22 protein-coding genes are annotated in these 22543 nt (G+C 73.9%); 3 read left to right on the top strand and 19 right to left on the bottom strand.

Features of this window, described 5'->3' with window-relative positions:
• Positions 1 to 149 precede the first annotated feature (149 nt).
• Both VE546_RS19480 and VE546_RS19475 read left to right on the top strand, forming a co-directional pair.
• The gene (locus VE546_RS19480; RefSeq protein ID WP_324924081.1) at positions 150 to 572 is read left to right on the top strand and encodes a PH domain-containing protein; all 423 of its coding nucleotides are present in this window, start codon (positions 150 to 152) and stop codon (positions 570 to 572) included.
• Complete coding sequence (locus VE546_RS19475) at positions 572 to 1894, top strand: PH domain-containing protein (protein ID WP_324924063.1); 1323 nt, start codon at positions 572 to 574, stop codon at positions 1892 to 1894. Before VE546_RS19480 ends, VE546_RS19475 begins: the two co-directional genes overlap by 1 nt.
• Positions 1895 to 1943: 49 nt before the next feature.
• On the opposite strand, the gene VE546_RS19470 is transcribed toward VE546_RS19475, so the two are convergent.
• The 14 genes from VE546_RS19470 to dacB form a co-directional block, all read right to left on the bottom strand.
• Entirely contained in the window at positions 1944 to 3056 is a 1113-nt protein-coding gene (locus tag VE546_RS19470; protein WP_324924061.1) for a hypothetical protein, read from the bottom strand.
• A 130-nt stretch (positions 3057 to 3186) separates the two neighbouring features.
• Positions 3187 to 4329: a hypothetical protein gene (locus VE546_RS19465; RefSeq protein ID WP_324924057.1), complete on the bottom strand. Its 1143-nt coding sequence runs from the start codon at positions 4327 to 4329 to the stop codon at positions 3187 to 3189.
• 74 nt (positions 4330 to 4403) lie between these two features.
• Positions 4404 to 5018, bottom strand: coding sequence for a class I SAM-dependent methyltransferase (locus tag VE546_RS19460; RefSeq protein ID WP_324924055.1), 615 nt, complete (start codon positions 5016 to 5018; stop codon positions 4404 to 4406).
• 101 nt (positions 5019 to 5119) lie between these two features.
• Positions 5120 to 5611 carry a DUF3180 domain-containing protein gene (locus VE546_RS19455; protein WP_324924053.1) on the bottom strand — a complete coding sequence of 164 codons (492 nt, stop codon included), beginning with the start codon at positions 5609 to 5611 and terminating at the stop codon, positions 5120 to 5122.
• Positions 5612 to 5715: 104 nt separating this feature from the next.
• The gene (gene folK / locus VE546_RS19450) at positions 5716 to 6312 is read right to left on the bottom strand and encodes a 2-amino-4-hydroxy-6-hydroxymethyldihydropteridine diphosphokinase (RefSeq protein WP_324924051.1); all 597 of its coding nucleotides are present in this window, start codon (positions 6310 to 6312) and stop codon (positions 5716 to 5718) included.
• The gene (gene folB, locus VE546_RS19445) at positions 6309 to 6668 is read right to left on the bottom strand and encodes a dihydroneopterin aldolase (RefSeq protein ID WP_324924049.1); all 360 of its coding nucleotides are present in this window, start codon (positions 6666 to 6668) and stop codon (positions 6309 to 6311) included. The genes folK and folB overlap by 4 nt, the downstream gene beginning before the upstream one ends.
• A gap of 200 nt (positions 6669 to 6868) precedes the next feature.
• On the bottom strand, positions 6869 to 7381 hold the full coding sequence (locus VE546_RS19440) for a nuclear transport factor 2 family protein (RefSeq protein WP_324924048.1): 513 nt from the start codon (positions 7379 to 7381) through the stop codon (positions 6869 to 6871).
• The gene (gene folP, locus VE546_RS19435) at positions 7378 to 8295 is read right to left on the bottom strand and encodes a dihydropteroate synthase (RefSeq protein ID WP_324924046.1); all 918 of its coding nucleotides are present in this window, start codon (positions 8293 to 8295) and stop codon (positions 7378 to 7380) included. The genes VE546_RS19440 and folP overlap by 4 nt, the downstream gene beginning before the upstream one ends.
• Before the next feature lie 91 nt (positions 8296 to 8386).
• The gene (gene folE, locus VE546_RS19430; protein WP_324924044.1) at positions 8387 to 8992 is read right to left on the bottom strand and encodes a GTP cyclohydrolase I FolE; all 606 of its coding nucleotides are present in this window, start codon (positions 8990 to 8992) and stop codon (positions 8387 to 8389) included.
• A 100-nt stretch (positions 8993 to 9092) separates the two neighbouring features.
• Entirely contained in the window at positions 9093 to 11138 is a 2046-nt protein-coding gene (gene ftsH / locus VE546_RS19425; protein WP_324924042.1) for an ATP-dependent zinc metalloprotease FtsH, read from the bottom strand.
• A 291-nt stretch (positions 11139 to 11429) separates the two neighbouring features.
• Positions 11430 to 11969 (bottom strand): hypoxanthine phosphoribosyltransferase, encoded by a 540-nt coding sequence (hpt, locus tag VE546_RS19420; protein ID WP_324924079.1) that lies wholly within the window; start codon positions 11967 to 11969, stop codon positions 11430 to 11432.
• 36 nt (positions 11970 to 12005) lie between these two features.
• Complete coding sequence (gene tilS / locus VE546_RS19415; protein WP_324924040.1) at positions 12006 to 13133, bottom strand: tRNA lysidine(34) synthetase TilS; 1128 nt, start codon at positions 13131 to 13133, stop codon at positions 12006 to 12008.
• Positions 13134 to 13276: 143 nt separating this feature from the next.
• A complete protein-coding gene (locus VE546_RS19410) occupies positions 13277 to 14410 on the bottom strand; it encodes a zinc-dependent metalloprotease (protein WP_324924038.1) in 1134 nt (377 codons plus the stop codon).
• Between the two features lie 146 nt (positions 14411 to 14556).
• On the bottom strand, positions 14557 to 16020 hold the full coding sequence (gene dacB, locus VE546_RS19405; protein WP_324924036.1) for a D-alanyl-D-alanine carboxypeptidase/D-alanyl-D-alanine endopeptidase: 1464 nt from the start codon (positions 16018 to 16020) through the stop codon (positions 14557 to 14559).
• A 141-nt stretch (positions 16021 to 16161) separates the two neighbouring features.
• Between dacB and VE546_RS19400 the strand changes: the two genes are divergently transcribed.
• On the top strand, positions 16162 to 16656 hold the full coding sequence (locus VE546_RS19400; protein ID WP_324924034.1) for an inorganic diphosphatase: 495 nt from the start codon (positions 16162 to 16164) through the stop codon (positions 16654 to 16656).
• A 113-nt stretch (positions 16657 to 16769) separates the two neighbouring features.
• Here the strand turns inward: VE546_RS19400 and VE546_RS19395 are convergent, their stop codons facing one another.
• The 5 genes from VE546_RS19395 to VE546_RS19375 form a co-directional block, all read right to left on the bottom strand.
• Positions 16770 to 18401: a threonine/serine ThrE exporter family protein gene (locus VE546_RS19395; RefSeq protein WP_324924032.1), complete on the bottom strand. Its 1632-nt coding sequence runs from the start codon at positions 18399 to 18401 to the stop codon at positions 16770 to 16772.
• A 257-nt stretch (positions 18402 to 18658) separates the two neighbouring features.
• A complete protein-coding gene (locus VE546_RS19390) occupies positions 18659 to 19297 on the bottom strand; it encodes a PadR family transcriptional regulator (RefSeq protein WP_324924030.1) in 639 nt (212 codons plus the stop codon).
• Positions 19298 to 19450: 153 nt separating this feature from the next.
• Positions 19451 to 20014 carry a DinB family protein gene (locus VE546_RS19385; protein ID WP_324924028.1) on the bottom strand — a complete coding sequence of 188 codons (564 nt, stop codon included), beginning with the start codon at positions 20012 to 20014 and terminating at the stop codon, positions 19451 to 19453.
• A gap of 166 nt (positions 20015 to 20180) precedes the next feature.
• Positions 20181 to 21638 carry an aldehyde dehydrogenase family protein gene (locus tag VE546_RS19380; protein ID WP_324924027.1) on the bottom strand — a complete coding sequence of 486 codons (1458 nt, stop codon included), beginning with the start codon at positions 21636 to 21638 and terminating at the stop codon, positions 20181 to 20183.
• Between the two features lie 55 nt (positions 21639 to 21693).
• Positions 21694 to 22533: a helix-turn-helix transcriptional regulator gene (locus VE546_RS19375; protein ID WP_324924025.1), complete on the bottom strand. Its 840-nt coding sequence runs from the start codon at positions 22531 to 22533 to the stop codon at positions 21694 to 21696.
• Positions 22534 to 22543: the final 10 nt, after the last annotated feature.

The following is a 22543-nucleotide window of genomic DNA, read 5'->3' as shown; positions in this document are numbered from 1 at the left end:
CTTGCCGTATGACGCAGCCTTCAGGGGGAGCACCAGAAGGACCGACAGGGGGAGAGGTACGGGGGCCGGGCCCCGGGGTGTCCACCGCCGCCGCGGGGGAGGCGCCGGCGGACGAGCGGTGGCGCGGCGTCGAACGGGGGCTGCTGCGGATGCGCAGGACGCTGCTGGTCGCCGTGCTCGTCCCGCTCGCCGCGGCGCTGGGGCTGGTACTGGGCCTGACCGCCGGGCCGTGGTGGGCGGTCCCCGCCGTGGTGCCGCTGGCGGCGGCGGTCTGGGGCTGGCGGGCGCTCGCCCGCAACTGGGCGTCCTGGCGGTACGCCGAGCGCGCCGACGACCTGCTGATCAGCCGCGGGGTCGTCTGGCGCGAGCTGACCGTGGTGCCCTACGGCCGGATGCAGCTCGTCGAGGTCACCTCCGGGCCGCTGGAGCGGCACTTCGGGCTGGCCCGGGTGCAGCTCCACACCGCCGCGGCGACGACCGACGCGCACATCCCCGGGCTCGCCCCCGAGGAGGCCGAGCGGCTGCGGGACCGGCTCACCGAGCTGGGCGAAGCCCGGTCCGCGGGGCTGTGATGGCACTGCCGGCGCCCCCGGAGGGCAGGCGGCTGCACCCGGTCACCCCGTGGCGGCGGGCGTGGGCGCCGGTGGCCGGGCTGCTGGTCTTCGCCGTGCAGAATCCGGAGCGGGTCCGGAGCGGGGCGGAGACCCTCACGCCCGGCCGGCTGCTGGTGGGCCTGCTGGTGCTGCTGCCGGCGGTGGCCGCGTACGGCTTCCTGTCCTGGTGGATGACCAGCTACCTGGTGACCGACACCGAGCTGCGCATCCGCACCGGTCTGCTGTTCCGGCGCGTGGCGCACATCCGGCTGGACCGCGTCCAGGCGATCGACGTCACCCGGCCCCTGCTGGCCCGGATCATCGGGGTGGCCAAGCTCAAGCTGGACGTGGTCGGCACCAACAAGAAGGACGAGCTGGCGTTCCTCGGCGAGCGCGAGGCCGTCGCGCTCCGTGCCGAGCTGCTGGCCCGGGCGGCGGGGATGGCGCCCGAGGCGGCCCCGGATGCGGGCGAGGCGCCCGCCCGGGAGCTGGTCCGGGTCGGCACGCGGATGCTGGTCGTCTCGCTGCTGCTGCTCGTCACCGTCTGGGCCGCCCTGGCCGCGGCGGTCGCCGTCCCCCTGGTGATCTGGTGGGTCAGCGGCAGTCCCTGGGCCGCCCTGGCGACCGTGGTGCCGCTGCTCGGCGGTGTCTGGCAGAGCGGCGCGGGCCGCTTCCTGACCGAGTTCGGCTGGGTGGTGGCCGAGTCGCCGGACGGACTGCGGCTCGACCACGGCCTGCTGGACCGCGCGCACGCCACCGTCCCGCCGGGCCGCATCCAGGCGGTGCGGATCGTGGAGCCGTGGCTGTGGCGGCGGCGCGGCTGGGTGCGGGTGGAGCTGGACGTGGCGGCCGGGGGCAACGAGGGCGGCCTGCTGCTGCCGGTCGCCACCCGGGAGGTCGCCCACGAGGTGCTGGCACGGGTGCTGCCCGGCGTCGATCCGGCCGGGGCGGCGGCGTCCCTGACCCCGGTGCCGCGCCGGGCGCGCTGGGTCGTCCCGCTGTGGTGGCGGGGGTACGGCCACGGGGTGACGCCGACGGTGTTCGTGAGCGGCAGCGGGCTGCTGCGCCGCACGCTGTCGCTGGTCCCGCACGCGAAGGTGCAGAGCGTCCGCCTCTCCCAGGGGCCCTGGGAGAGGTTCCACGGTCTGGCGAACGTCCACGTCGACCACGGCGCGAACGGCACGGTGGTGGCCCGGCTGCGCGACGGGGACGAGGCCCGTGAGGTGGTCGCGGCCCAGGCGGAGCGCTCCCGCACCGGCCGCCGGCGGGCACGCCCGGAGCGCTGGCTGACGCGCCCCTGAGCGGGCGGGCGCCGGGGGCCCGGGCGGAGGCTCGCGTACGGGCGGGGGCTCAGGTACGGGCGCGGCGCCGCGGCTTCCCGGTGGGGCCGGGCTTCCTCCGGTCCTCCGGTCCGGCCGCGTCCGCCGGGTCGGGGACGCTCACATCGATGACCTTGCCCGCGACGGCGCGCGGGGCGGTGCGGATCACGGGCTCGGGTACGGGCCCGGGCGTGGGCTGGGACGGCGGCTCGGAAGGGGCGGCGGCGCGGCCCCTGTCGCCTTCCTGGTCGGCCGGGGGCTCGCCGGGGGTGCGCTGCGCGCCGGGCGCCCGGCGGCGCCGCTGGGTGCCGAAGAAGTCGAAGCCGCCGCGCCGGGGCGCGGTGCCCTCGGACCGCTGCCCGTACGGCTCCCGCGACGTGCCGCCCTGCGGCGGGGGCGGGGGCGGGCCCTGCCACGGCCCCCGCGGCGGTTCCTGCACCGGTCCGCGGGCCGGTGCGCGCTCCTCGGCGGCGGCGCGCTCGGCCTCCCGCCGCTCGCGCTCCTCCGCCTCCCGCCGCTCCCGTTCCTCGCGCTCCTCCCGCTCCCGCTGCCGCGCGGCGTTCGTCCGCAGCCGCCGGAGGGCCTCGTCCGCCTGGAGGTAGGTCAGCGGCGTGGGCGCGCCCGAGGCCCGGCGGTGGTCGGCCGCCCCGGTGGTGAGTTCCCTGGCGGGACCGGCGGCCTCCAGGGCGAGCTGCCGCCGCCCCTCCAGGGCGCTGGCCCGCTCGGTCTCGGCGGTGGCGTACCGGCGCAGCAGCGCGGCGTGCTCGGTGCGCAGCCTGGCCAGCTCGTCGCTCTTCTTCCGGAGCGCGGCCTCCACGCCCCTGCGGAGCTCGACCGACTCCTCCAGCTCGGTCTCCAGCTCCGCCTGCCGCTCCTCGGCCCGCCACTCGGCCGTGGCCTTGGCCGCCTTCACCTCGCCGACCCGCCGGCCCGCCTCCCGGTCCCAGTGGCGCAGCAGCACGGCCCCGGCGACGGCGGCCAGCGCCGCCCCGGCGGCGAGGAAGCGCAGCGCCAGCACCTCCGGATCGCCGGTCTCCCCGACCAGCCAGGCCCCGCCCGCGCAGGCGAGTGCCCCGGCCGCCACGGCGGACGGCGCGAGCAGCCGGTGCAGGGGAGGTGCTTGGCGGTGGCGTCCTCGTGGCATGGCCTGGAATTTACCGTGGGTACCGGCTCCTGGGGGACTGTCCGCCCTCATTTGTTATGCGGAAGGTCACCCCCCGGCAGGCGGGCCGTCGACGCTCCGTCGCGGAAGCGGCGGGTCCGGCGGCGGGAGTTCACTCCCGGCGCCGGATCACCAGGGACGACACCACGACGACCACGGTGAGCGCGACGATGACGCTGACCACGGCCAGCCGCGTCGCCGGGGCGAGGGTGTTGTTGGCCTCGTGGGCGAAGTCGTACCAGACCAGGACGGACTGTAAGAGGGTGATGGCCGTGAAGACGAAGAGCAGCCGGTTGCGGCGCTCGTCACGCCGGTACTGCGTCATGGTGCGGTGGAACTCCAGGATGTCGCGCAGCGACTGGAGCTGGACCTCCAGCACCCCGCGCTCGCGGTCCATCGCCCACCGCTCCATCGCCGCGTCCATCACCACCGCGCCGGCGTTGACGGTGTAGCGGCTCTCCTCCAGCCGCACCATCTCGCGCAGGGCCAGGTCCTTGCTGAGCTTGAGGGAGGCGGTGAACTGCCGGTCCACGTCCGTCACCCGGCCCCAGCGGGCGTCGTTGAGCCGGAGCATCCGGGCCGACACCAGCCGGTTGGCCTCGTCCACCGCGATCCATTCGCTGGTGGCCGCCATCACGCCCTCCAGCACCTCGCTGATCCGGTGCCGCGGCAGCCGGACGAGGGTGGTGAAGCCGTCCCCGAAGCGCAGGTAGGCGTCGTCGTGGATCTTGCGCTCCACGCCGTAGACCCGGGTCGCGCCCGGCTCCTGGCCCTGCGGCGGGTCCATCAGCACCCGGTGCCACCACAGCAGCCGTCCGGGGTCCATCGCCGCCTCGTCCGCCGGGTCGACCAGGCCGGTGGCGAGCATCCGCTCCGAGACGCCGTCCGTCCACCGCGCGATGTGCGGGTTGATCCGGTCCACCAGGGCGCGTTCGCGGCGGTGCATCGCCTCCTTGTCCGGCACCTCGATCGTCTGCATGACGTAGCAGTAGCCGCTGGGTTCGAAACGGCACCACAGCAGCCCGGCGTCCGCCACGTCGACCGTGCCGACGGTCTTCTTGCCGCTCAGCCGGGAGCCGCCGGTGGACATGTGGTAGTCGAACAGCAGCGGGGAGTCCAGCTCGCCGGCCTGGGGCGAGAACCCCGGCACGGCCTCGGCGACGGCCTCCCGCAGCGCCCGGCCGACCGCGCCCCCGAAGGTGTTCGCGCACAGCCGGAAGCGCATGAGGAACGGTGCGATGAGTACGACCTGCACGGAAACCAGCCCCCCTGCGACTCCCCCGATCACCGGCCGGACCGCGGGAGACCGCCGCCCGGGCCGCCGGACGCTCAGGCCCCCGGAGCGGTGAACAGCGTCCACTCACCGTGCCCGGCGTGACCGCCCTCGGCCGTCCACCCCTCGCCGAGCAGCCGGTGCATCCGCTCCGGCGGGACGTACAGCGGCGTCCCGGAGCGGAACGAGGTGCACCACAGGAGCTGCCCCCCGGGCCTGATCACCCGCACGATCTCGGCGGGGTGGAACACCCCGTTGAGCGACACTACCAAGGGAACCCGTCCCGTTCCCAGGGGTAGTGACCGCACGTCGGCCGCCAGCCAGCGCACCCCGGGCACGTCCACGCGGCGCCGCAGCATCTCCAGGCTCAGGTCGCAGGCGACCACCGCCGGCACGGCCGCCGCGACCGCGGCCGTCGCCTCGCCGGTGCCGCAGCAGATCTCCACGGCCCACTCGGCGGGCCGGGCGCGCCGCAGCCCCTCGCGCACGGCGAGGTCGTATCCGTACTGGTCCTCGGTCCACTCCCGCCAGTCCTCGGCCATCCGGTCGTAGGACTGGCGCAGGCCCTGCCAGGCCTCGCGGTCCCCGGGGTCCCGCAACAGGCGTTCCTGGTAGCGGCGGCTGGGGTGGACATCGGCCTTCAGGTCCGGCGGCTGCGGGATCTCCTCCATGGCGGCGACGATAGCGGCGGGCCCGTCCGGGCCGGCAGGCGGCACCCGACGGCGGGCCGCGCCGTACGTGCCGTGCGCGCCCCGCGCGCCCGCCGCGCGCCTCAGGCGGCGGCCGCCGCCGGCGGGTTGTTGTTGTCGTCGTCCTCCGGCAGCCTGCACACCTTCTGCAGGAAGACGGCCGCCGCGACCACCGCGGCGCCCGCCAGCACCGACAGGCCGGCGTAGACCGCCTGGTCGCGGCGGGCGGGCACGTCCATGGCCCCGAAGAGCAGGTAGCTCCCGGTGCCGCCGTACGCGCCGGCGGCCAGCGCGGCCACCAGTGCGCTGGCCTGGGCGAAGACGACGGCGCGGGCCGCCATGATCGGCTCCACGCCCTTCGCGCCGGGCCGCCGCTCGCGCTGGGCGCGCAGCCGGGAGCGGATCGACAGGGCGGTGGCGGTCAGCACGGCGGCGATCAGCGCGAGCACGATCGGGGCCGCGACGGGTACGGCGGGCAGCGTGCCCAGCGCGTCCCACATCCGGGCACCTGCCCAGGACAGCACCAGCGCGAGGGCGAAGAGGCCGGTCAGCGTCCTGATACGTAGTTCCCTCACGGGGCTCCCCACGTCACTTGGGCACCATCAGTTCGAGCAGTGTCCGGGCCGGGCGGTGTCCGGGCGGCTCCCCGGCTCGCCGGGCCGGCCGGACACCGCCGCGGTCACTCGGGCAGTCGCAGTTCCAGGTCTTCCCGGCGCACCACGCCCTCCCGGCCGACGGCGTCGAGCAGCTCCGCCACCGGGCCGTGCCCCGGAACCTCGGCGTCCGGGTCCACATCGTGCCACGGCGCCAGGACGAAGGCGCGCTCGTGGCAGCGCGGGTGGGGCAGCGTCAGCGCCGGGTCGTCGGAGACGACGTCCTGGTACGCCACGATGTCCACGTCGATCGTCCGCGGCCCCCAGCGCTCGTCGCGCCGCCGCGCGAAGGCCTCCTCGATGGCGTGGCCGCGCTCCAGCAGCGAGCCGGGCGGCAGGGTGGTCTTCACCAGGACCACGGCGTTGAGGTACGAGGGCTGGCTGTCCGGCTCCACTCCCCACGGCTCGGTCTCGTACACCGGCGAGACCGCCTTGACCCGCACTCCGGGGGTCTCCTCCAGCGCGTCGACCGCGTCCTGGAGCATCTCCCGGCGGTTGCCCAGGTTGCTGCCGATGGACAGGACGGCGAGCCGGGGGTTGTGCAGGGTCGTGTCGGCGGCGTCGACCTGGCGCACCACGGAGGCGGGTACCGGCTGTACGGTCGGGTCGCTGTTCGGCGTCATGCGCGGCTCCGCTTGATGGTGATGGTCACATCGTCGAACGGGACGGTGATCGGGGCTTCCGGCTTGTGGACGACGACCTCGACCTCCCGCACCACCTCGTGCGTCAGGCACTGGTCGGCGATCCGCTGGGCGAGGGTCTCGATCAGGTCGACCGGTTCGCCCGCGACGACCGCGGCGACCTCCTCCGCCACGATGCCGTAGTGGACGGTCTTGGCGAGGTCGTCGTCGGCCGCGGCGGGTCGGGTGTCCAGGCCCAGCACCAGATCCACCACGAAGGTCTGTCCCTGCTCCCGTTCCCGCTCGAACACCCCGTGATGCCCGCGGACCCTGAGCCCGCGCAGCGCGACACGGTCCACGCGCATTCCCTCCCGTCGGTCGGACAGCGGTCGTACGGACACGCGGCGCACCGGGCGCACGCTCCGCGCCGCTTACCCGACGGCGCGGGTGTTCACGCACCCGTTCCGGCTCCACCGCTCCGGTGGGTGACCCGGCCGGACGCCCGGTGCCGGCTCCCGGCGCCGGCCGGGAGCCGGGAGCCACTCTCTCAGACCGGCCCTCAGAGGATGGTCCCGCCCTCTCCGTCGATGCCGTCCGGGCCGTCGACGCCGCTGTCGAAGCCGTCCACGCCCTCGTCCTCGTCGTCCTCCTCGACGAGCACCGGGGAGCCGTGGTGCGCCCAGATCCTCCACCGGCCGTCCTCCGTCCTGCGGAAGACGTTCGTGGCGACGACCAGGCCGCCGATCAGCGGTCCCGCGGAGCCGTCCGCCTCGGCGGGGCCGCCGCTGAGGATGTTCTCGGTGCAGGTCACCACGGCGGTGTCGCCCATCACCGAGATCTCGACGTCGGTGAGGAAGAACTGGACGTACTCGGTGTTCGCCATGATCAGCGCGTACGAGCGCAGCACTTCCTCGCGTCCGGTGAGCACCGGCCAGCCGGGGTGGACGACGCTGACGTCGTCGTGCAGCCAGTGCTCGGCCAGGGCGTCGAGGTCACCGCGTTCCACCGCCTCGTACAGCGCGGTGTTCGCCGCCTCGACGGCCTCGACGTCCGTACGGGCCTCTCCGCTCACCGGGCCCCCTCCGCGCGGTCGGCGGAGCCGGCGGACCCGGTGTCCGGGGAACCCGCGCCCTCCAGGGCCCGCGCCACCCGCACCGCGTCCGCGCTCGCGCGCACCTCGTGCACCCGCACCGCCCAGGCGCCCTCGCGCGCCACGAGCGCCGAGACCGCGGCCGTGGCCGCGTCCCGCTCCCGGGCGGGCGGTACGGTGCCGCTCCTGTCGGCCAGTACGCGGCCGAGGAAGCGCTTCCGCGAGGCCGCCACCAGCACCGGGCGGCCCAGTTCCCGGCCCAGCCGGGCCGTGGCGCCCACCAGTGCCAGGTCGTGCTCGGCCATCTTGGCGAAGCCCAGTCCGGGGTCGACGACGATCCGCTCCGGCGCGATCCCGCCCGCCACCGCCCGCTCCAGGCTGACGCGCAGTTCGCCGATCACCTCGGTGACGGTGTCGGTGTAGACGGCCCGGTCGTTCATGTCGATGCTCTGGCCGCGCCAGTGCATCACCACGTAGGGCACCTGGGCGTCGGCCACCACCGGCACCATGCGCGCGTCCGCGCGCCCGCCGCTGACGTCGTTGACCATCCGGGCGCCGGCCGCCACCGCCCGTTCGGCCACGGAGGCCCGCATGGTGTCCACGCTGACCACCACGCCCTCCTGGGCCAGGCCCCGCACGACCGGGATCACCCGGCGCAGCTCCTCGGCCTCGTCGACGCGGGTGGCGCCGGGCCGGGTGGACTCGCCGCCCACGTCGATCAGGTCGGCGCCCTCGGCGACCAGGTCCAGACCGTGCTTGATCGCGGCCTCGGTGTCGAACCACAGACCGCCGTCGGAGAAGGAGTCCGGCGTGACGTTCACCACGCCCATGACCGCACACCGGTCCCACGGCGGCAGTCCGGCCACTTCTCCCCGGAGGGCGCGCAAGCTAGTCATGTGGTCCAGCGTAGGCGCTCCCCGCGCGGCAACTCCCGGCGGACCGGGCGAACGGCGGTCCCCGGCGAGCCGTGCCGGGCCCCGGCGCGCCTCAGCGGGCCATGATCAGGCTCATCGCCTCGGCGCGGGTGGTGGCGTCGCGGAGCTGACCGCGGACGGCGGAGGTGATGGTCTTGGCGCCGGGCTTGCGGACGCCGCGGAGCGTCATGCACATGTGCTCGCACTCGATCACGACGATCACGCCGCGCGCTTCGAGGATTCTCATCAGCGAGTCGGCGATCTGGGTCGTCAGCCGCTCCTGGACCTGGGGACGGCGGGCGTAGACCTCCACCAACCGGGCGAGCTTCGACAGGCCGGTGATCTTCCCCGACTCGGCCGGGATGTAGCCGACGTGCGCCACCCCGTGGAAGGGCAGCAGGTGGTGCTCGCAGGAGGACAGCAGCTCGATGTCCTTCACCAGCACCATCTCGTCGTGACCGAGGTCGAAGGTGGTGGTCAGGACGTCCTCCGGCCGCTGCCGCAGCCCCGCGAATATCTCCCTGTACGCCCGCGCCACCCGGGCCGGGGTCTCGCGCAGCCCCTCGCGGTCGGGGTCCTCGCCGACCGCGATGAGCAGTTCCCGTATGGCGTTCTCGGCTCGCTTCTCGTCGAACTCGCCGACGGGCCCCTCACCGTCCAGCGTCACCGGGTCGATCATGCATTCCTCGATTCTCGAACATGTGCAGCAACGAGCCGCGCCCCTCCGGTAGTAAACCGGAGGGGCGCGGCGGGCATTCCGGGGGCCGTCGCGGGCGGCGTCAGCCGTCCGTGCGGGGCTCGTCCGACAGGCGGGTCTCCTGGGAGGTCACCGTCTCGGTCGGGCCGATCTCCTTGCCCTTCTCGTGTCCGGACGAGGAGCCGTTGCCGTTGGCCAGGGCCAGCTCCTTGGGGGTGGAGACCGGCGGCCGGGTCGAGGGCGTCCGGCGCGAGGAGCCCGTCCAGGCCGGGCGCGGAGGACGCTTGACGACCGGGCGGAAGATCTCGGCGATCTCCTCCTTGCCGAGGGTCTCCTTCTCCAGCAGGGCCAGCACCAGGTTGTCCAGGACGTCCCGGTTCTCGACGAGGATCTCCCACGCCTCGTTGTGCGCGGCCTCGATCAGCTTCTTGACCTCCTCGTCCACCAGCCCGGCGACCTCCTCGGAGTAGTCGCGCTGGTGGCCCATCTCCTTGCCCAGGAAGGGCTCGGAGTGGTCGGAGCCGAACTTGATCGCGCCCAGCCGCTCGGTCATGCCGTACTGCGTGACCATGGCACGGGCCGTGGCGGTCGCCTTCTCGATGTCGTTGGCGGCACCCGTCGTCGGGTCGTGGAAGACCAGCTCCTCGGCCGCGCGCCCGCCCAGCATGTACGCGAGCTGGTCGAGCATCTCGTTGCGCGTCGTGGAGTACTTGTCCTCGTCCGGCAGCACCATCGTGTAGCCGAGCGCCCTGCCGCGCGACAGGATCGTGATCTTGTGGACGGGGTCGGAGTTCGGCAGGGCCGCCGCGACCAGGGCGTGACCGCCCTCGTGGTACGCGGTGATCTTCTTCTCCTTGTCGCTCATGATCCGGGTCCGCTTCTGCGGTCCGGCCACGACGCGGTCGATCGCCTCGTCCAGGAACTTGTTGTCGATCAGCTTCTTGTCGCTGCGCGCGGTGAGCAGCGCGGCCTCGTTGAGCACGTTGGACAGGTCCGCGCCGGTGAAGCCGGGGGTGCGGCGGGCCACCGCGCTCAGGTCCACGTCGGGCGCCATCGGCTTGCCCTTGGCGTGCACCTTGAGGATCTCCAGACGGCCCTGCATGTCGGGGCGGTCCACCGCGATCTGCCGGTCGAAGCGGCCCGGGCGCAGCAGCGCCGGGTCGAGGATGTCCGGCCGGTTGGTGGCGGCGATCAGGATGACCCCGCCCTTGACGTCGAAGCCGTCCATCTCGACCAGTAGCTGGTTCAGCGTCTGCTCGCGCTCGTCGTGGCCGCCGCCCATGCCGGCGCCGCGGTGGCGTCCGACGGCGTCGATCTCGTCGACGAAGACGATCGCCGGGGCGTTCGCCTTGGCCTGCTCGAACAGGTCGCGGACCCGGGAGGCGCCGACACCGACGAACATCTCGACGAAGTCGGAGCCGGAGATCGAGTAGAACGGCACCCCCGCCTCGCCCGCGACGGCGCGCGCGAGCAGCGTCTTGCCGGTGCCGGGCGGGCCGTACAGCAGCACGCCCTTGGGGATCTTCGCCCCGACGGCCTGGAACTTGGCGGGCTCCTGGAGGAACTCCTTGATCTCCTGGAGCTCCTCCACCGCCTCGTCCGCACCCGCCACGTCGGAGAAGGTCGTCTTCGGGGTGTCCTTGGTGATCAGCTTCGCCTTCGACTTCCCGAAGTTCATCACCCGGGAGCCGCCGCCCTGCATCTGGTTCATCAGGAACAGGAAGACGATCACGATCAGCACGAACGGCAGCAGGGAGAGCAGCATCCCGACGAACGGGTTCTGCTTCTGCGGCGAGACGGTGTAGCCGTCCTTGATCTGCCCGTCCTGGTACTTGGACTGCAGTTGCTTGGCCAGATCGACGCCCTGGTCGTCGATGTAGCTCGCCTTGATCTTGTCACTGCCCTCGATCTTGGCGCCGTCCTTGAGCTCGACCTTGACGGTCTGCTCGTCGCCGGTCGTCAGCTCGGCGGACTTGACCTTGTTGTCGTTGATCGCCTGTACGACCTGGCCGGTGTCCACCGTCTTGTAGCCGCCGGACGAGCCGACGACGTTCATCAACACGACCACGGCGAGGGCAGCCAGCACGATCCACATGACGGGACCACGGAAGTAGCGCTTCACGTCCATCCACACGGGGCGCGCGCGCCCCGTCCCTCCTGCCACAGTGAGGCACCGCAACCTCGGAAAGGCCGCTGTGCGTACGGTGTATTGCTCGGCTTGCTCGGCCTACGAACAGACTGCCTCAACAGACCGACCTTCGGACGGTACCCCAGCATTGTCGCCCGAAGCACTGTCGTACGGCGAAGCCGGGACGGTAAACATTCCCCGCCCCGTCCGTTCCAACGCCGGGGGCTCCTCCGGGGTTCCCGGGGGCCTCCCGGGCGGCCTTCCGGCCGTGAGGCTCCGCTCCCGGCCTCCTCAGCCGCCGTAGACGTGCGGCGCCAGCGTCCCCACGAACGGGAGGTTGCGGTACTTCTCCGCGTAGTCCAGGCCGTAGCCGACGACGAACTCGTTGGGGATGTCGAAGCCGACCCACTTCACGTCGATCGCGACCTTCGCCGCGTCCGGCTTGCGCAGCAGGGTGCAGACGTTCAGCGAGGCGGGCCCGCGGGAGCCCAGGTTGGACAGCAGCCACGACAGCGTCAGGCCGGAGTCGATGATGTCCTCGACGATCAGGACGTGCCGCCCCTGGATGTCGGTGTCCAGGTCCTTGAGGATGCGGACCACCCCGGAGGACTGGGTGCCCGCGCCGTACGACGACACCGCCATCCAGTCCATGGTGACCGGCGAGGACAGGGCCCGGGCGAGGTCCGCCATGACCATCACCGCGCCCTTGAGGACGCCGACCAGGAGCAGTTCCTTGCCGGCGTACTCCTTGTCGATGTCCGCGGCCAGCTCGGCCAGCTTCGCGTCGATCTCTTCCTTGGTGATGAGCACCGACTTGAGGTCGGCGCCCATGTCCTTGTCGTCCACCCTGCTGCTCTCGGTCGTGGTTCACACTTGCCGGATGACCAGTGTGCCACCCTGCCGCCGGGCGGCCACCCGGCCGGGCAGGTTGATGGGCCGCTGGCCGTGCCAGTCGGTGACCAGCCGGTCGATCTCCTCGATGTGGCGGGCGAACAGCGAGCCCGCCGGGGCGCCGGCCGCGACCGCCGCCCGGCGCAGCACCCGGCGGCGGACGGCGGGCGGCAGGACGCGCAGCCGGGCGACGTCGAGCGCGGCGGCGCCGTCGCTCTCCCCGGCCCCGCCCGGGCCGCCCGCTGTGACGTTCGCGACATGCGCGGCGTCCGTCGCCGGGAGGGCCGTACGGGCCGAACGCTCGGCGTCGCGCGCCCAGGCGTCGAGCGCGTCGGCGTCGTCGCGCGAGAGCTGGGCGGTGCGGGCCAGGGCCTCGACCACGCCCTTGCCGAGGGCCTTCTCCAGGGCGGGCAGGGCGTCGTGGCGGACCCGGGAGCGGGTGAAGGCGGGGTCGGCGTTGTGCGGGTCGTCCCAGACGGGCAGCGACTGGACCATGCACGCCTTGCGGGTGGTCTGCCGGTCCACGGTGAGGAACGGCCGCCGGTAGCGGTGCCGGGCGCCCGGGCGGCCGGTCGGCGAGCCGGAGACGGCGGCCATCCCGGACAGCGAGCGGGTGCCGGAGCCGCGGGCGAGGCCGAGCAGCACCGTCTCGGCCTGGTCGTCGCGGGTGTGGCCGAGGAGGACCGCGGCGGCGCCGTGGCGCTCGGCGACCTCGTCGAGGGCGGCGTAGCGGGCGGCGCGGGCGGCCGCCTCGGGGCCGCCGTCGCGGCCGACGGTCACGGTGACGGCCTCGGCCGGTTCGAGGGAGAGGGCGGCGAGGCGGGAGACGACCTCGCGGGCCCGGTCGCCGGAGCCGGGCTGCAGGCCGTGGTCGACGGTGACGCCGCCGGCCCGCAGGCCGAGGCGGGGGGCTTCGAAGGCGAGGGCGGAGGCGAGCGCCATCGAGTCGGCGCCGCCGGAGCAGGCGACGAGCACCAGCGGGGGCCGTCCGGGGCGGGAGGGGGCGTGCTCGCCGGAGGAGACGTCGTGGGCGTCGCGGAGAACGTCCTGGAGTGTGCGGCGGACCGCCAGGCGTATCGCCGCGACCGCGGGGTGGGGACCCATGTCCGTTCACTTCCTCAAGGGGGGTCGATGACTACGCTGAGTGCGCCAATGGTGACAGAGAAGAGCTGTATCCCTGAGCATCGCACGCGCACCCGTCGCTCACGGTCCCTCGGAAGAGTGATTGTGCGGGCGTTCGGTGGTCATCAGTCCGCTTTCCGGTGCACCCTCGCGATCCAGTCCGCCGGCTTGGCGATCTCCGCCTTGGTGGGCAGCGTGTTGGGAGAGGTCCACACGCGGTTGAAGCCGTCCATCCCGACCTCGTCCACGACCGCGCGGACGAACCGCTCGCCGTCGCGGTACTGGCGCAGCTTGGCGTCGAGCCCCAGCAGCTTGCGCAGGGCCTGGTCGAGGCGGCCGGCCCCGGCGGCACGGCGCTTCTGGAACTTCTCGCGGATCTCGGCGACGGTCGGCACCACCTCGGGGCCGACGCCGTCCATCACGTAGTCCGCGTGCCCCTCCAGCAGCGACATCACGGCCGTGAGCCGGCCGAGGACCTCGCGCTGGGCGGGGGTCTGCACCAGTTCGACGAAGCTGCGCCCGCCCTCGCCCGTCTCGTCGTCGCTCCAGGGCCGGCTGCCCCCGGCCAGCGACTGGACGGCCTCGCGCAGCCGCTCCAGCAGCGTGGAGGGGTCTATGTCCGTCTCCCCCAGGAAGGACTGGATCTCCCCCTCGATGTGGTCGCGCAGCCACGGCACGGCGGAGAACTGGGTGCGGTGCGTCTCCTCGTGCAGGCACACCCACAGCCGGAAGTCGTGCGGGTCGACGTCCAGCTCGCGCTCCACGTGCACGATGTTCGGCGCGACCAGCAGCAGCCGGCCGCCGCCCTCGCCCGGCGTGCCCGGCAGGTCGGGGGCGGGCGGGGCGAAGGTCTCGTACTGGCCCAGGACGCGTGAGGCCATGAACGACAGCAGCATCCCGACCTCGACGCCGGTCACCTTGCCGCCGACCACGCCGAGCACCGCACCGCCGGGGCCGCCGCCGCGCCGGGCCTGCATCTTGTTCAGCAGGGGCGACAGCAGTTCGCGGAACCCGGCCACGTTGGCCCGGATCCATCCGGGCCGGTCCACGACGAGGACGGGGGTGTCGGAGCCGTCGGCCGGTGCCATCCGCGTGAAGGCGCGGACGTGCTCCTCGGACGATCCGGCGTGCCGCCGCAGCTCCGCGACGGCCTCGCGCGCCTCCTCCCGGCTCACTTCGGGCCCCGGCCGCACGAGCCGGGTCGCGGTCGCCACCGCGAGGTTCCAGTCGACCATCTCCACACCACCGAGGCTCGTCATGACTTCACGGTACGTGCCGACGCCGTCGAACGGGAGCGGACCGCGGGACGGACCGGGCTCCCCGGCGGGCTCCCCGGCAAGAGTGCCCGCCGGCGCCGGTCCGTAAAGCCCCGCTGGCCCGGGGCGTGCGCGCGGTCGGTGCGCGGTCAGCGGCAGCCGCAGTTGGCGACGGCCGAGGCGAGGCGGTCCAGGGCCCGGTGGGCGGCCTGCCGGTCGGTGGTGCCGGAGGCGGTGAAGGCGAACGCCAGGAACCTGCCGTCGGCGTCCACGACCGTGCCCGCCAGGGTGTTGATCCCGGTCAGCGTGCCGGTCTTGGCGCGGACCAGGCCCGCGCCGGCGCGGGTGGCGGCGTCGTCGTAGCGGTTGTCGAGCGTGCCGTTGAAGCGGGCCACGGGCAGGCCGGTCAGGACGGGCCGCAGCTCGGGCCGGGCGGGGTCGGCGGAGAGCACGAGCAGCCGGGTCAGCAGTCCGGAGGAGACCTGGTTCCGCCGGCTGAGCCCGCTGCCGTCCGCGAAGCGCGCCCCCTTCAGCGGCAGCCTCCCGCCGTACTCGGCGAGCTGCGCCCGCACCGCGCGGGCGGCGCCGGAGAAGCTCGCGGGCTCGCCGCGCGCGATCGCGGTCTGCCGGGCGAGCGCCTCGGCGATGTCGTTGTCGCTGTGCGTGAGCATCCGCTCGACCAGCGCCGACAGCGGCGCCGAGCGGTGGACGGCCAGCTCCTCGGCGTCGCCGGGGGCCTTGCGGGCGTGCGCGGGCCGCCCGACGTCGATGCCGCGGTCGCGCAGCCGGTCGGCGAAGGCCGCGGCGGCCTCGCCGGCCGGGTCCGCCGAGCGCGGGGCGGGCCCGCGGGTGCTCCCGTCGAGGCGGCCGGCGTTCAGCATCAGCGCGCCGACCGGCGCGATGTTGTCGTTCACGCCGATGGGGTGGCGGGCGGGCCCGGTGTAGCGGGAGGCGTCGTAGTCCAGGGTGATCTTCTGCGCGCCGCGCTCCTCCAGGGCCCGGGCGGTGGCGTCGGCCAGCCGTCCCAGCTCGGCGCGGGTCAGCGTCGGGTCGCCGCCGCCGACCAGGACGGCCCGCTTCCGGTCCGCGTCCCACACCACCCGGGTGGCGATCCGGTGGTCCGGCCCGGCGGCCGACAGCGCGGCGACCGCCGTGGCGACCTTGATGGCGGAGGCGGGGACCACGTTCCGGCCGGCCCTGACCGCGTAGAGCTGCCGTCCGGTGGCCACGTCCACCACCGAGGCCGTGCGGAGCGTGCCCAGGGCGCCGTCCTCCAGCAGCGGTTCCAGGGCGTCGGCGAGCGCGGCGCGGGTGGGCACGGGCGCGCTGCCGGAACCGGACCCGGAGCCGGGCGCGGCGTCGTCGCCCGGCGCGGAGCCGTCCCCGCCGAGGCCGCCGTCCGGCGGGGCGCCGAGCGCGGTCAGCACCGCGGGGGCGCTGGGCGCGGGGGCGGGCCCGCCCGGGGCGCCGCCGGTGTGCTCCGCGCCACCCTGGCGGTGCCAGGCGGCGGCGCGGGCCCGCTCCGCCGTACGCTGGCCGGAGTCCCACGGTCCCGTGACGGCCACCGCCGTCACCGCGACCGCCAGTCCGACGGCGGCGGAGCCGACTGCCACCTGCCAGGTCTCCCGCACCTCGGACCAGCCCCTTTCGCGATCACATACCTGCGTGAGGGACACTTAACCACCACACAGCCGATCTCCGGGGGAGCGCCCCCGGGTCCCCGGCGAGGACTGGAACATACGGAGGAGTCTCCCTTGGAGTTCGACGTCGTCATCGAGATCCCGAAGGGGTCCCGGAACAAGTACGAGGTGGACCACGAGACCGGTCGCATCCGGCTCGACCGTCACCTGTTCACCTCGACCGTGTACCCGGCCGACTACGGCTTCGTCGACAACACCCTGGGTGAGGACGGAGACCCCCTGGACGCGCTGGTCCTGCTGGAGGAGCCGACCTTCCCGGGCTGCATCATCAAGTGCCGCGCGATCGGCATGTTCCGCATGACGGACGAGGCCGGCGGCGACGACAAGCTGCTGTGCGTGCCGGCGTCCGACCCGCGCATGGAGCACCTGCGCGACATCCACCACGTGAGCGAGTTCGACCGGCTGGAGATCCAGCACTTCTTCGAGGTCTACAAGGACCTGGAGCCCGGCAAGTCGGTCGAGGGCGCCAACTGGGTGGGCCGCGCCGAGGCCGAGGCGGAGGTCGAGGCCTCCATCAAGCGCCTGGAGGCGGCGGGCGGCGGCCACTGAGCCGCACCGCCGACGGGCCGGTGCCCCGGGCGGTCCGTGCGCGGCGCGCAGCCGCCGGTCACGGACCGCCCGGGGCACGTCCGTCTCCGGGCGGCGGTCCGCGCCGCGGGCCGTCAGAAGCCGCGGGTGCGCTTCGCCGCGCGGCGGCCCCGCTGCTGGCTCTCCCGGCCCGGGGACGTGATGAACAGCCGGGCCAGCTCGTTGCCGAGGTTGACGCCGATCGCGATGGCCAGGGCCAGGGCCGCGGCCCGAGACAGGCTCTCGATGCCCCGGTCCAGGTGGCCCTGCGCGATGCCGAGCAGTCCGAAGTACGTGGCGCTGCCGGGCAGCAGCGGCCCGATCGCCGCCGTGACGTACGGCAGCGCCGAGGCGAACTGGTAGCGCGACATGAGCTGCCCGAACAGGCCCACCAGGCCGGCCGCCGTCGCGGTCGCCACGACCGGTTCGATGTGGCCGACGTCGGCCATCGCGCCGTACACCAGCCAGGCGACGCCGCCGTTGAGCGTGGCGAGCAGCACGGTGGAGCGCTCCTGCTGGAGCAGGATGCAGAAGGTCAGCACCAGCAGCATCGCCGACAGGAGCTGGATGACCGGCCGGGTGCGCGGGTCCAGTCCGTCGGGGTTGAACTGGGCGCCCAGCTCGGCGCCGACGTAGAGCACGAGCAGCACGCCGCAGACGATGCCGACGACGAGGTAGACGACCTCCAGCAGGCGGGCGGAGGCGGTGATGTAGAAGCCGGTGAGCCCGTCGTGGACGGCCGCCACCAGGGCCCGTCCGGGGATCAGCGTGAACAGGCCGCCGGTGACGACCGCGGACGCCTTGACCTCCAGGCCGAGGGCCGGTGCGGACAGGGCGACCGCCACCCCTATCGCCGCGGGCGGCACCGCCGCCGCCACGAACTGGTAGAACTCCGGCAGTTCGCGCTTGGAGAGGAACCAGGCGAGCCGGTCGCCGAGCATCGCGCCGACCGCCGCCAGGACGAAGACCAGCCAGCCGCCGCCGACCAGGGTGGCCGCCGAGCCCGCCAGCAGGCCGCTGGCGACGGTGAGCGTGCCCTTGGAGTACGGGTGGCGGTTGCGGCGGATCTCGGCGAGCCGGCCGTACGCCTCCTCCAGGGACACCTCGCCGCCGGTGATGTCGTCCACCAGCCGGAAGACGGCCGCCAGCCGGGTGTAGTCGGTGCCGCGGCGGCGCACCGTCCGGCTCAGGGTGACGGGGTCGTCCACCAGGGACGGCTGGTAGGTGATCGACAGCAGTGTGAAGGTGACCGTGGGCTCGCAGCGGTCCAGTCCGTAGGCGTGCGCCACCCCGAACATCGCCGCCTCGACGTCCTCGGCGCCCTCGCCGCCCGCGAGCAGCAGTTCGCCGATGCGCAGGGTCAGGTCGAGCACGCGGGGCGCGGACGGCCCGGTGTCGTTGTCCCCCTCGGCTCGCCGGGGGCGTTCGGGCGCGGGCCGCTCGGCCAGCGGCAGCCGCACCATGGTGCGCATCCGGTCCTGCCAGGGCGCGCCCGGCCGCACCAGGCCGGTGATCACCGGGATGCCCTCGGGCGGGGTGAACGCGGCGCCGGTCTCGGGGGGCGCGGGCTTCTTCAGGCCCTCGGGTACGGCGAACTCCGAGGTGGGGTGCTCGTCCTCGGGCGGCGGGGGCGGCAGCGGTATGCCCGCGGGCGGGGTGAAGGCGCTGCGGGTCTGGGTCTCCTCCTGCGGGGACGTGCGGTCCTCAAGGCGCCCGGTGTCGGTCATGGTGCTGTTCCTTGGGGTCTCCCCGGCCACGCAGTCCGCTCCTCACGCCTCCAGCCGTCCCGCCTCGACAGCCGGGACACTTCCCGCGTCGTGGCGGGTGATGTCCGTTCCTCCAGCGAGGATACGGCCGCCGCCTCGCCCAAATGAGGGCGAGGCGGGGCACAACGGGTGTGATGTGTGCGTCAGCGTCCGGACGTCCGGCACCCGCCGCGCAGCCCCGGTGGCCCGGCGCCGGACCGCCGGGCGGCCGTGCCCGGTCAGTTCCCGGCGTGCCCGGCCGGTCGCTCCGCGTAGGGGTTCTCCGCGCCGTCCGGCAGCACCTCGACCGACCGCTCTCCCTCGCCCGCCATCACGTACGCGCCGTTCTCCAGGCGCTCGATCAGGCCGCGGGTCCACTCCGCTCCGCTGGTGGCGGTGTGCACCCACAGCTTCATGATCTCACCGATGTGGCCCCACTCCTCCGGGGCGGACTGCGGGGTCCAGTAGCGGGCGACCTCCTCGCTCCACTCCTCCAGGGCCTTCACGCGCTGTTTGAGCAGCGCGATCGCCTCCTGGCGCGGCAGGTCCACGATGAAGCCGATCCCGGCGGTGAGCACGTCCGGTTTCTCGTCGTGCGCCGTGAGGGCCCAGCGCAGCAGCCTCAGGAACTCCTCCTCGCCCGCGTCCGTCAGCTCGTACTCGGTGCGCGGCGGGCCGCCGGCCGTGCTGGGCGCGGTGTCGTGGGCGACCAGCAGTCCCTGCTTGGCCATCTGCTTGAGCGCGTGGTAGATCGAGCCCGGCTTGGCGTTGGACCACTCGTGCGCGCCCCAGAACTCCAGGTCGTTGCGGATCTGGTAGCCGTGCGCGCGTCCGTGCTGGCGGACCGCTCCCAACACCAGCAACCGGATCGCCGACATCGTCTTCCCTCCCGGCCTCCGCCGCCTCACGCGGACGGACTCCACGCGCCCGCCGCCGCCCAGCGTAGCCGGGCGGTGACGGGCGCGGTCACGTGCGGCGGCGGTCCGCCGGGGGAGGCGGCGGGGAGGGCGGCGGGGGAGGTGACGGGGAGGTCACCGGACCGCCGACCAGTCCGGCGCCGGCAGCGCGCCCGTCTCGAAGACCAGGTCGAAGGCGCCCTTGCCGTCGATCGACTCGCGGATGACGTCCGCGTGCCCGGCGTGCCGGGCCGCCTCCTCGATCAGGTGGAGCAGGCCCCACCGCCAGGAGCGCGGGCCGCCCTCGTCCCAGGGGACCTTGGGGGTGGTGAAGGTGTCGTCGAGCGAGGGCAGCGCCCGTACCGTCTCCTCGGTCTCGCGGGCCACCTGCTCGTAGAGGGCCAGCAGGGACTCGACCGTCTCGTCCTCGCCCGGGACGAAGCTGTCCTCCCACACCTTCATCCGCTCCCGGAAGTCGAAGGGCTCGCCGCGCATGGTCCGCAGCCAGTCGCGCTCTCCCACCGCGACGTGCTTGAGCACCCCGGCCAGGGAGAGTGCGCTCGCGCTCGGCCTGCTGCGCGCCTGCTCCTCGGTGAGGCCGTGCAGGGCGCGGCGGATGCCGCCGCGCTGGGCCTCCAGGTAGGCGAGCAGCGCTCCGCGCTCGTCGCCGCGGGCCTCGGGGGCAACCGGAACGGGCATGTCGTCTCCTCCGTCGTGCGGCGGGACCGCCACCCGGCCCCTCCACCGGAGAACGACGCTACGCAGCCTTGAGGACGGGTTCTGTCCTCAAGGCTCGCGGTGGGAGGTTTTTCCGCACGGCTGCCGCGGGACGCCGTTCGCCGGGGCGGACGACGCGACCGGGGCGTCAGAGCGGGAAGGGACCGTGCCCGTGCCGGACGGTGACCCAGGCGAGCGTGGTGAAGGCGTCCAGCACCGCCTCCTCGTTCGGCCGGCCCGGTCCCGGGTGCCGCTCGCCGCCGAGGGTGGTGACCGGCGCGCCCTCCACCGTCGCGCCGTTGACGTGCACCATGCCGGCGTCGATCCGGTGCGCCAGCCGGATGCCGCGCTCCACGTCGGCCGTGTGCACCGCGGCGCTGAGCGCGCACGGCACCTCGTTCGCCTTCCGCACGGCTTCTTCCTCGCCGTCGAACGGCAGCACCAGGGCGACCGGCCCGTGCACCTCCTGGGAGAGGATCGCGGCCCCCTCGGGGATGTCGGTGAGGACGGCCGGCGGGACGAGGCTGCCCCTGGTCTCCCCGCGCAGCAGCGCGGTGGCGCCCTCCCGCACCGCCTGCTCGACGGCCGCGGTGGCGGACTCGGCGAGGCCGGGGGTGATCATCGGGCCTATCCGGGTGGCGGGGTCGGCAGGGTCGCCGACCGTCAGTTCCGCCGCCCGGGCGGTGAACTTCCCGGTGAACTCCTCCAGCACGGCGCGGTCCACCAGGATGCGGCTCGGCGCCATGCACATCTGCCCCTGGTCGATGAAGCGGCTGAAGACCGCGGCGTCCACGGCGAGGTCCACGTCGGCGTCGTCCAGGACGACCAGCGCGCCGCCGTGGCCCGTCTCCAGGACGGTCCGCTTCAGCCGGGCGGCGGCGACGGCGGCGACGCGGCTGCCGGTCCGGGGCGAGCCGGTGAAGGAGACGACCCGGGGCACCGGGTGCTCGATCAGCGCGTCCCCCACCTCGGCTATGTCGGTGACGACGACGTTGAGCAGCCCGGGCGGCAGGCCCGCCTCCGCCAGCAGCGCGGCCACCAGCGTGCCGCCGCTGACGGGAGAGGAGTGGTGGGGCTTGAGCACGACGGCGTTGCCCAGCGCGAGGGCGGCGGCGGTCGGCCGGAGCGAGAGCAGCAGGGGGCAGGTGAAGGAGGAGATCACGCAGACGGTGCCGACGGGCTCCCGGTGGACCCGGGTCTCCCCGCCGCCCGCCGGTGCGGGGACGATCCGCCCCTCGGCGCGCGGCGCCAGCCGCCCGGCCTCGCGCAGGCACTCAACGGCCAGTTGCAGTTCGAGGGCGGCCCGGACGCGGGTGCCGCCCAGCTCGGCGACGAGCACCCCGGTCAGTTCCTCCGCGCGTGCCTCCAGCAGCTCCGCCGCCCGTTCGAGGACCGCTCCCCTGGTGGACGGACCGGCGGCGGCCCAGGCGGGCTGGGCCCGTTCGGCGGCGCGGTAGGCCCGGTCGATCTGCCCGGCCGTGGCCACGGTGATCGACGCCAGTTTCTCCCCGTCGTACGGATTGACGTCGATGACGTCCCAGGAGCCGTCACCGGAACACCATTGACCGTCGATGTACTGGAACGCCAGGTCCGCGAAGTACCTCATGCCATTCCTGTCACTTGGGGGGTAATGGCTGATGGACCGTCATGCTACTTGCGTTCTAGTAAGATTGTCGGATCTTATGCAAGAGATCCCGGGTTTTCGCCGGGGACAGGCTGTCCTCCAGCAGCCGGTCGAGCACGTTCTCGTACTGGGTGACCTCATCCGGCTTGTCCACGTAGAGGGCGCCGGTGAGGTGCTCCAGGTACACGATGTCCGACAGCTCCGACTCGGGGAAGCGCAGCAGCGTGAACGCGCCGCTCTCGGCCGGGTGCCCACCGGAGTCGAACGGCATCACCTGCAGCGTGACGTGGGGGAGTTCGGAGAGTTCCGCCAGGTGCCGGAGCTGGGCGTCCATCACCTCGCCGCCGCCGTACGGGCGGCGCAGCGCGGCCTCGTCCAGGACGCAGCGGAACTGCGGCGCCTGCTCGGACACCAGCAGCTTCTGCCGCTCCAGGCGCAGGGCGACCCGGCGGTCCACCTCCTCCTGGGACAGCCCGGTCCGGTGGCCGCTGGTGACGACGGCCCGGGCGTAGTCCTCGGTCTGGAGCAGCCCGGAGACGAACTGCACCTCGTACACGCCGATGTGGGAGGCGGCGCCCTCCAGGCCGACGTACGTCTGGAACCAGTTCGGCAGCACGTCGCTGTAACTGTGCCACCAGCCCGCGACGCTGGATTCGCGGGCGAGGTTCAGGAGTGGCTCGCGCTCGGCCTCGTTGGTGACGCCGTACAACGTGAGCAGGTCTTCTACGTCTCGCGCTTTGAAGCTCACCCGTCCCAACTCCATACGGCTGATCTTGGATTCGGAGGCCCGGATGGAATATCCGGCCGCCTCACGGGTGACTCCGCGGGCCTCGCGGAGCCGCCGCAGCTGGGAACCGAGCAGGATGCGGCGCACCATCGACCCACTC

The sequence above is a fragment of the Streptomyces sp. genome, assembly GCF_035644915.1.
GTDB lineage: Bacteria > Actinomycetota > Actinomycetes > Streptomycetales > Streptomycetaceae > Streptomyces.
The sequence above is the reverse complement of the archived record's forward strand: the minus strand, read 5'-3'. Positions and strand labels throughout refer to the sequence as shown.

Excerpts from the sequence above, each read along its gene's own strand:
- VE546_RS19480 (WP_324924081.1), top strand. The coding sequence starts at position 150 with ATGCGCAGGACGCTGCTGGTCGCCGTGCTCGTCCCGCTCGCCGCGGCG.
- VE546_RS19475 (WP_324924063.1), top strand. The coding sequence starts at position 572 with ATGGCACTGCCGGCGCCCCCGGAGGGCAGGCGGCTGCACCCGGTCACC.
- VE546_RS19470 (WP_324924061.1), bottom strand. The coding sequence starts at position 3,056 with ATGCCACGAGGACGCCACCGCCAAGCACCTCCCCTGCACCGGCTGCTC.
- VE546_RS19460 (WP_324924055.1), bottom strand. The coding sequence starts at position 5,018 with ATGGAGGAGATCCCGCAGCCGCCGGACCTGAAGGCCGATGTCCACCCC.
- folK (WP_324924051.1), bottom strand. The coding sequence starts at position 6,312 with ATGACGCCGAACAGCGACCCGACCGTACAGCCGGTACCCGCCTCCGTG.
- folP (WP_324924046.1), bottom strand. The coding sequence starts at position 8,295 with ATGACTAGCTTGCGCGCCCTCCGGGGAGAAGTGGCCGGACTGCCGCCG.
- folE (WP_324924044.1), bottom strand. The coding sequence starts at position 8,992 with ATGATCGACCCGGTGACGCTGGACGGTGAGGGGCCCGTCGGCGAGTTC.
- ftsH (WP_324924042.1), bottom strand. The coding sequence starts at position 11,138 with ATGGACGTGAAGCGCTACTTCCGTGGTCCCGTCATGTGGATCGTGCTG.
- hpt (WP_324924079.1), bottom strand. The coding sequence starts at position 11,969 with ATGGGCGCCGACCTCAAGTCGGTGCTCATCACCAAGGAAGAGATCGAC.
- tilS (WP_324924040.1), bottom strand. The coding sequence starts at position 13,133 with ATGGGTCCCCACCCCGCGGTCGCGGCGATACGCCTGGCGGTCCGCCGC.
- VE546_RS19410 (WP_324924038.1), bottom strand. The coding sequence starts at position 14,410 with ATGACGAGCCTCGGTGGTGTGGAGATGGTCGACTGGAACCTCGCGGTG.
- VE546_RS19395 (WP_324924032.1), bottom strand. The coding sequence starts at position 18,401 with ATGACCGACACCGGGCGCCTTGAGGACCGCACGTCCCCGCAGGAGGAG.
- VE546_RS19390 (WP_324924030.1), bottom strand. The coding sequence starts at position 19,297 with ATGTCGGCGATCCGGTTGCTGGTGTTGGGAGCGGTCCGCCAGCACGGA.
- VE546_RS19385 (WP_324924028.1), bottom strand. The coding sequence starts at position 20,014 with ATGCCCGTTCCGGTTGCCCCCGAGGCCCGCGGCGACGAGCGCGGAGCG.
- VE546_RS19380 (WP_324924027.1), bottom strand. The coding sequence starts at position 21,638 with ATGAGGTACTTCGCGGACCTGGCGTTCCAGTACATCGACGGTCAATGG.
- VE546_RS19375 (WP_324924025.1), bottom strand. The coding sequence starts at position 22,533 with ATGGTGCGCCGCATCCTGCTCGGTTCCCAGCTGCGGCGGCTCCGCGAG.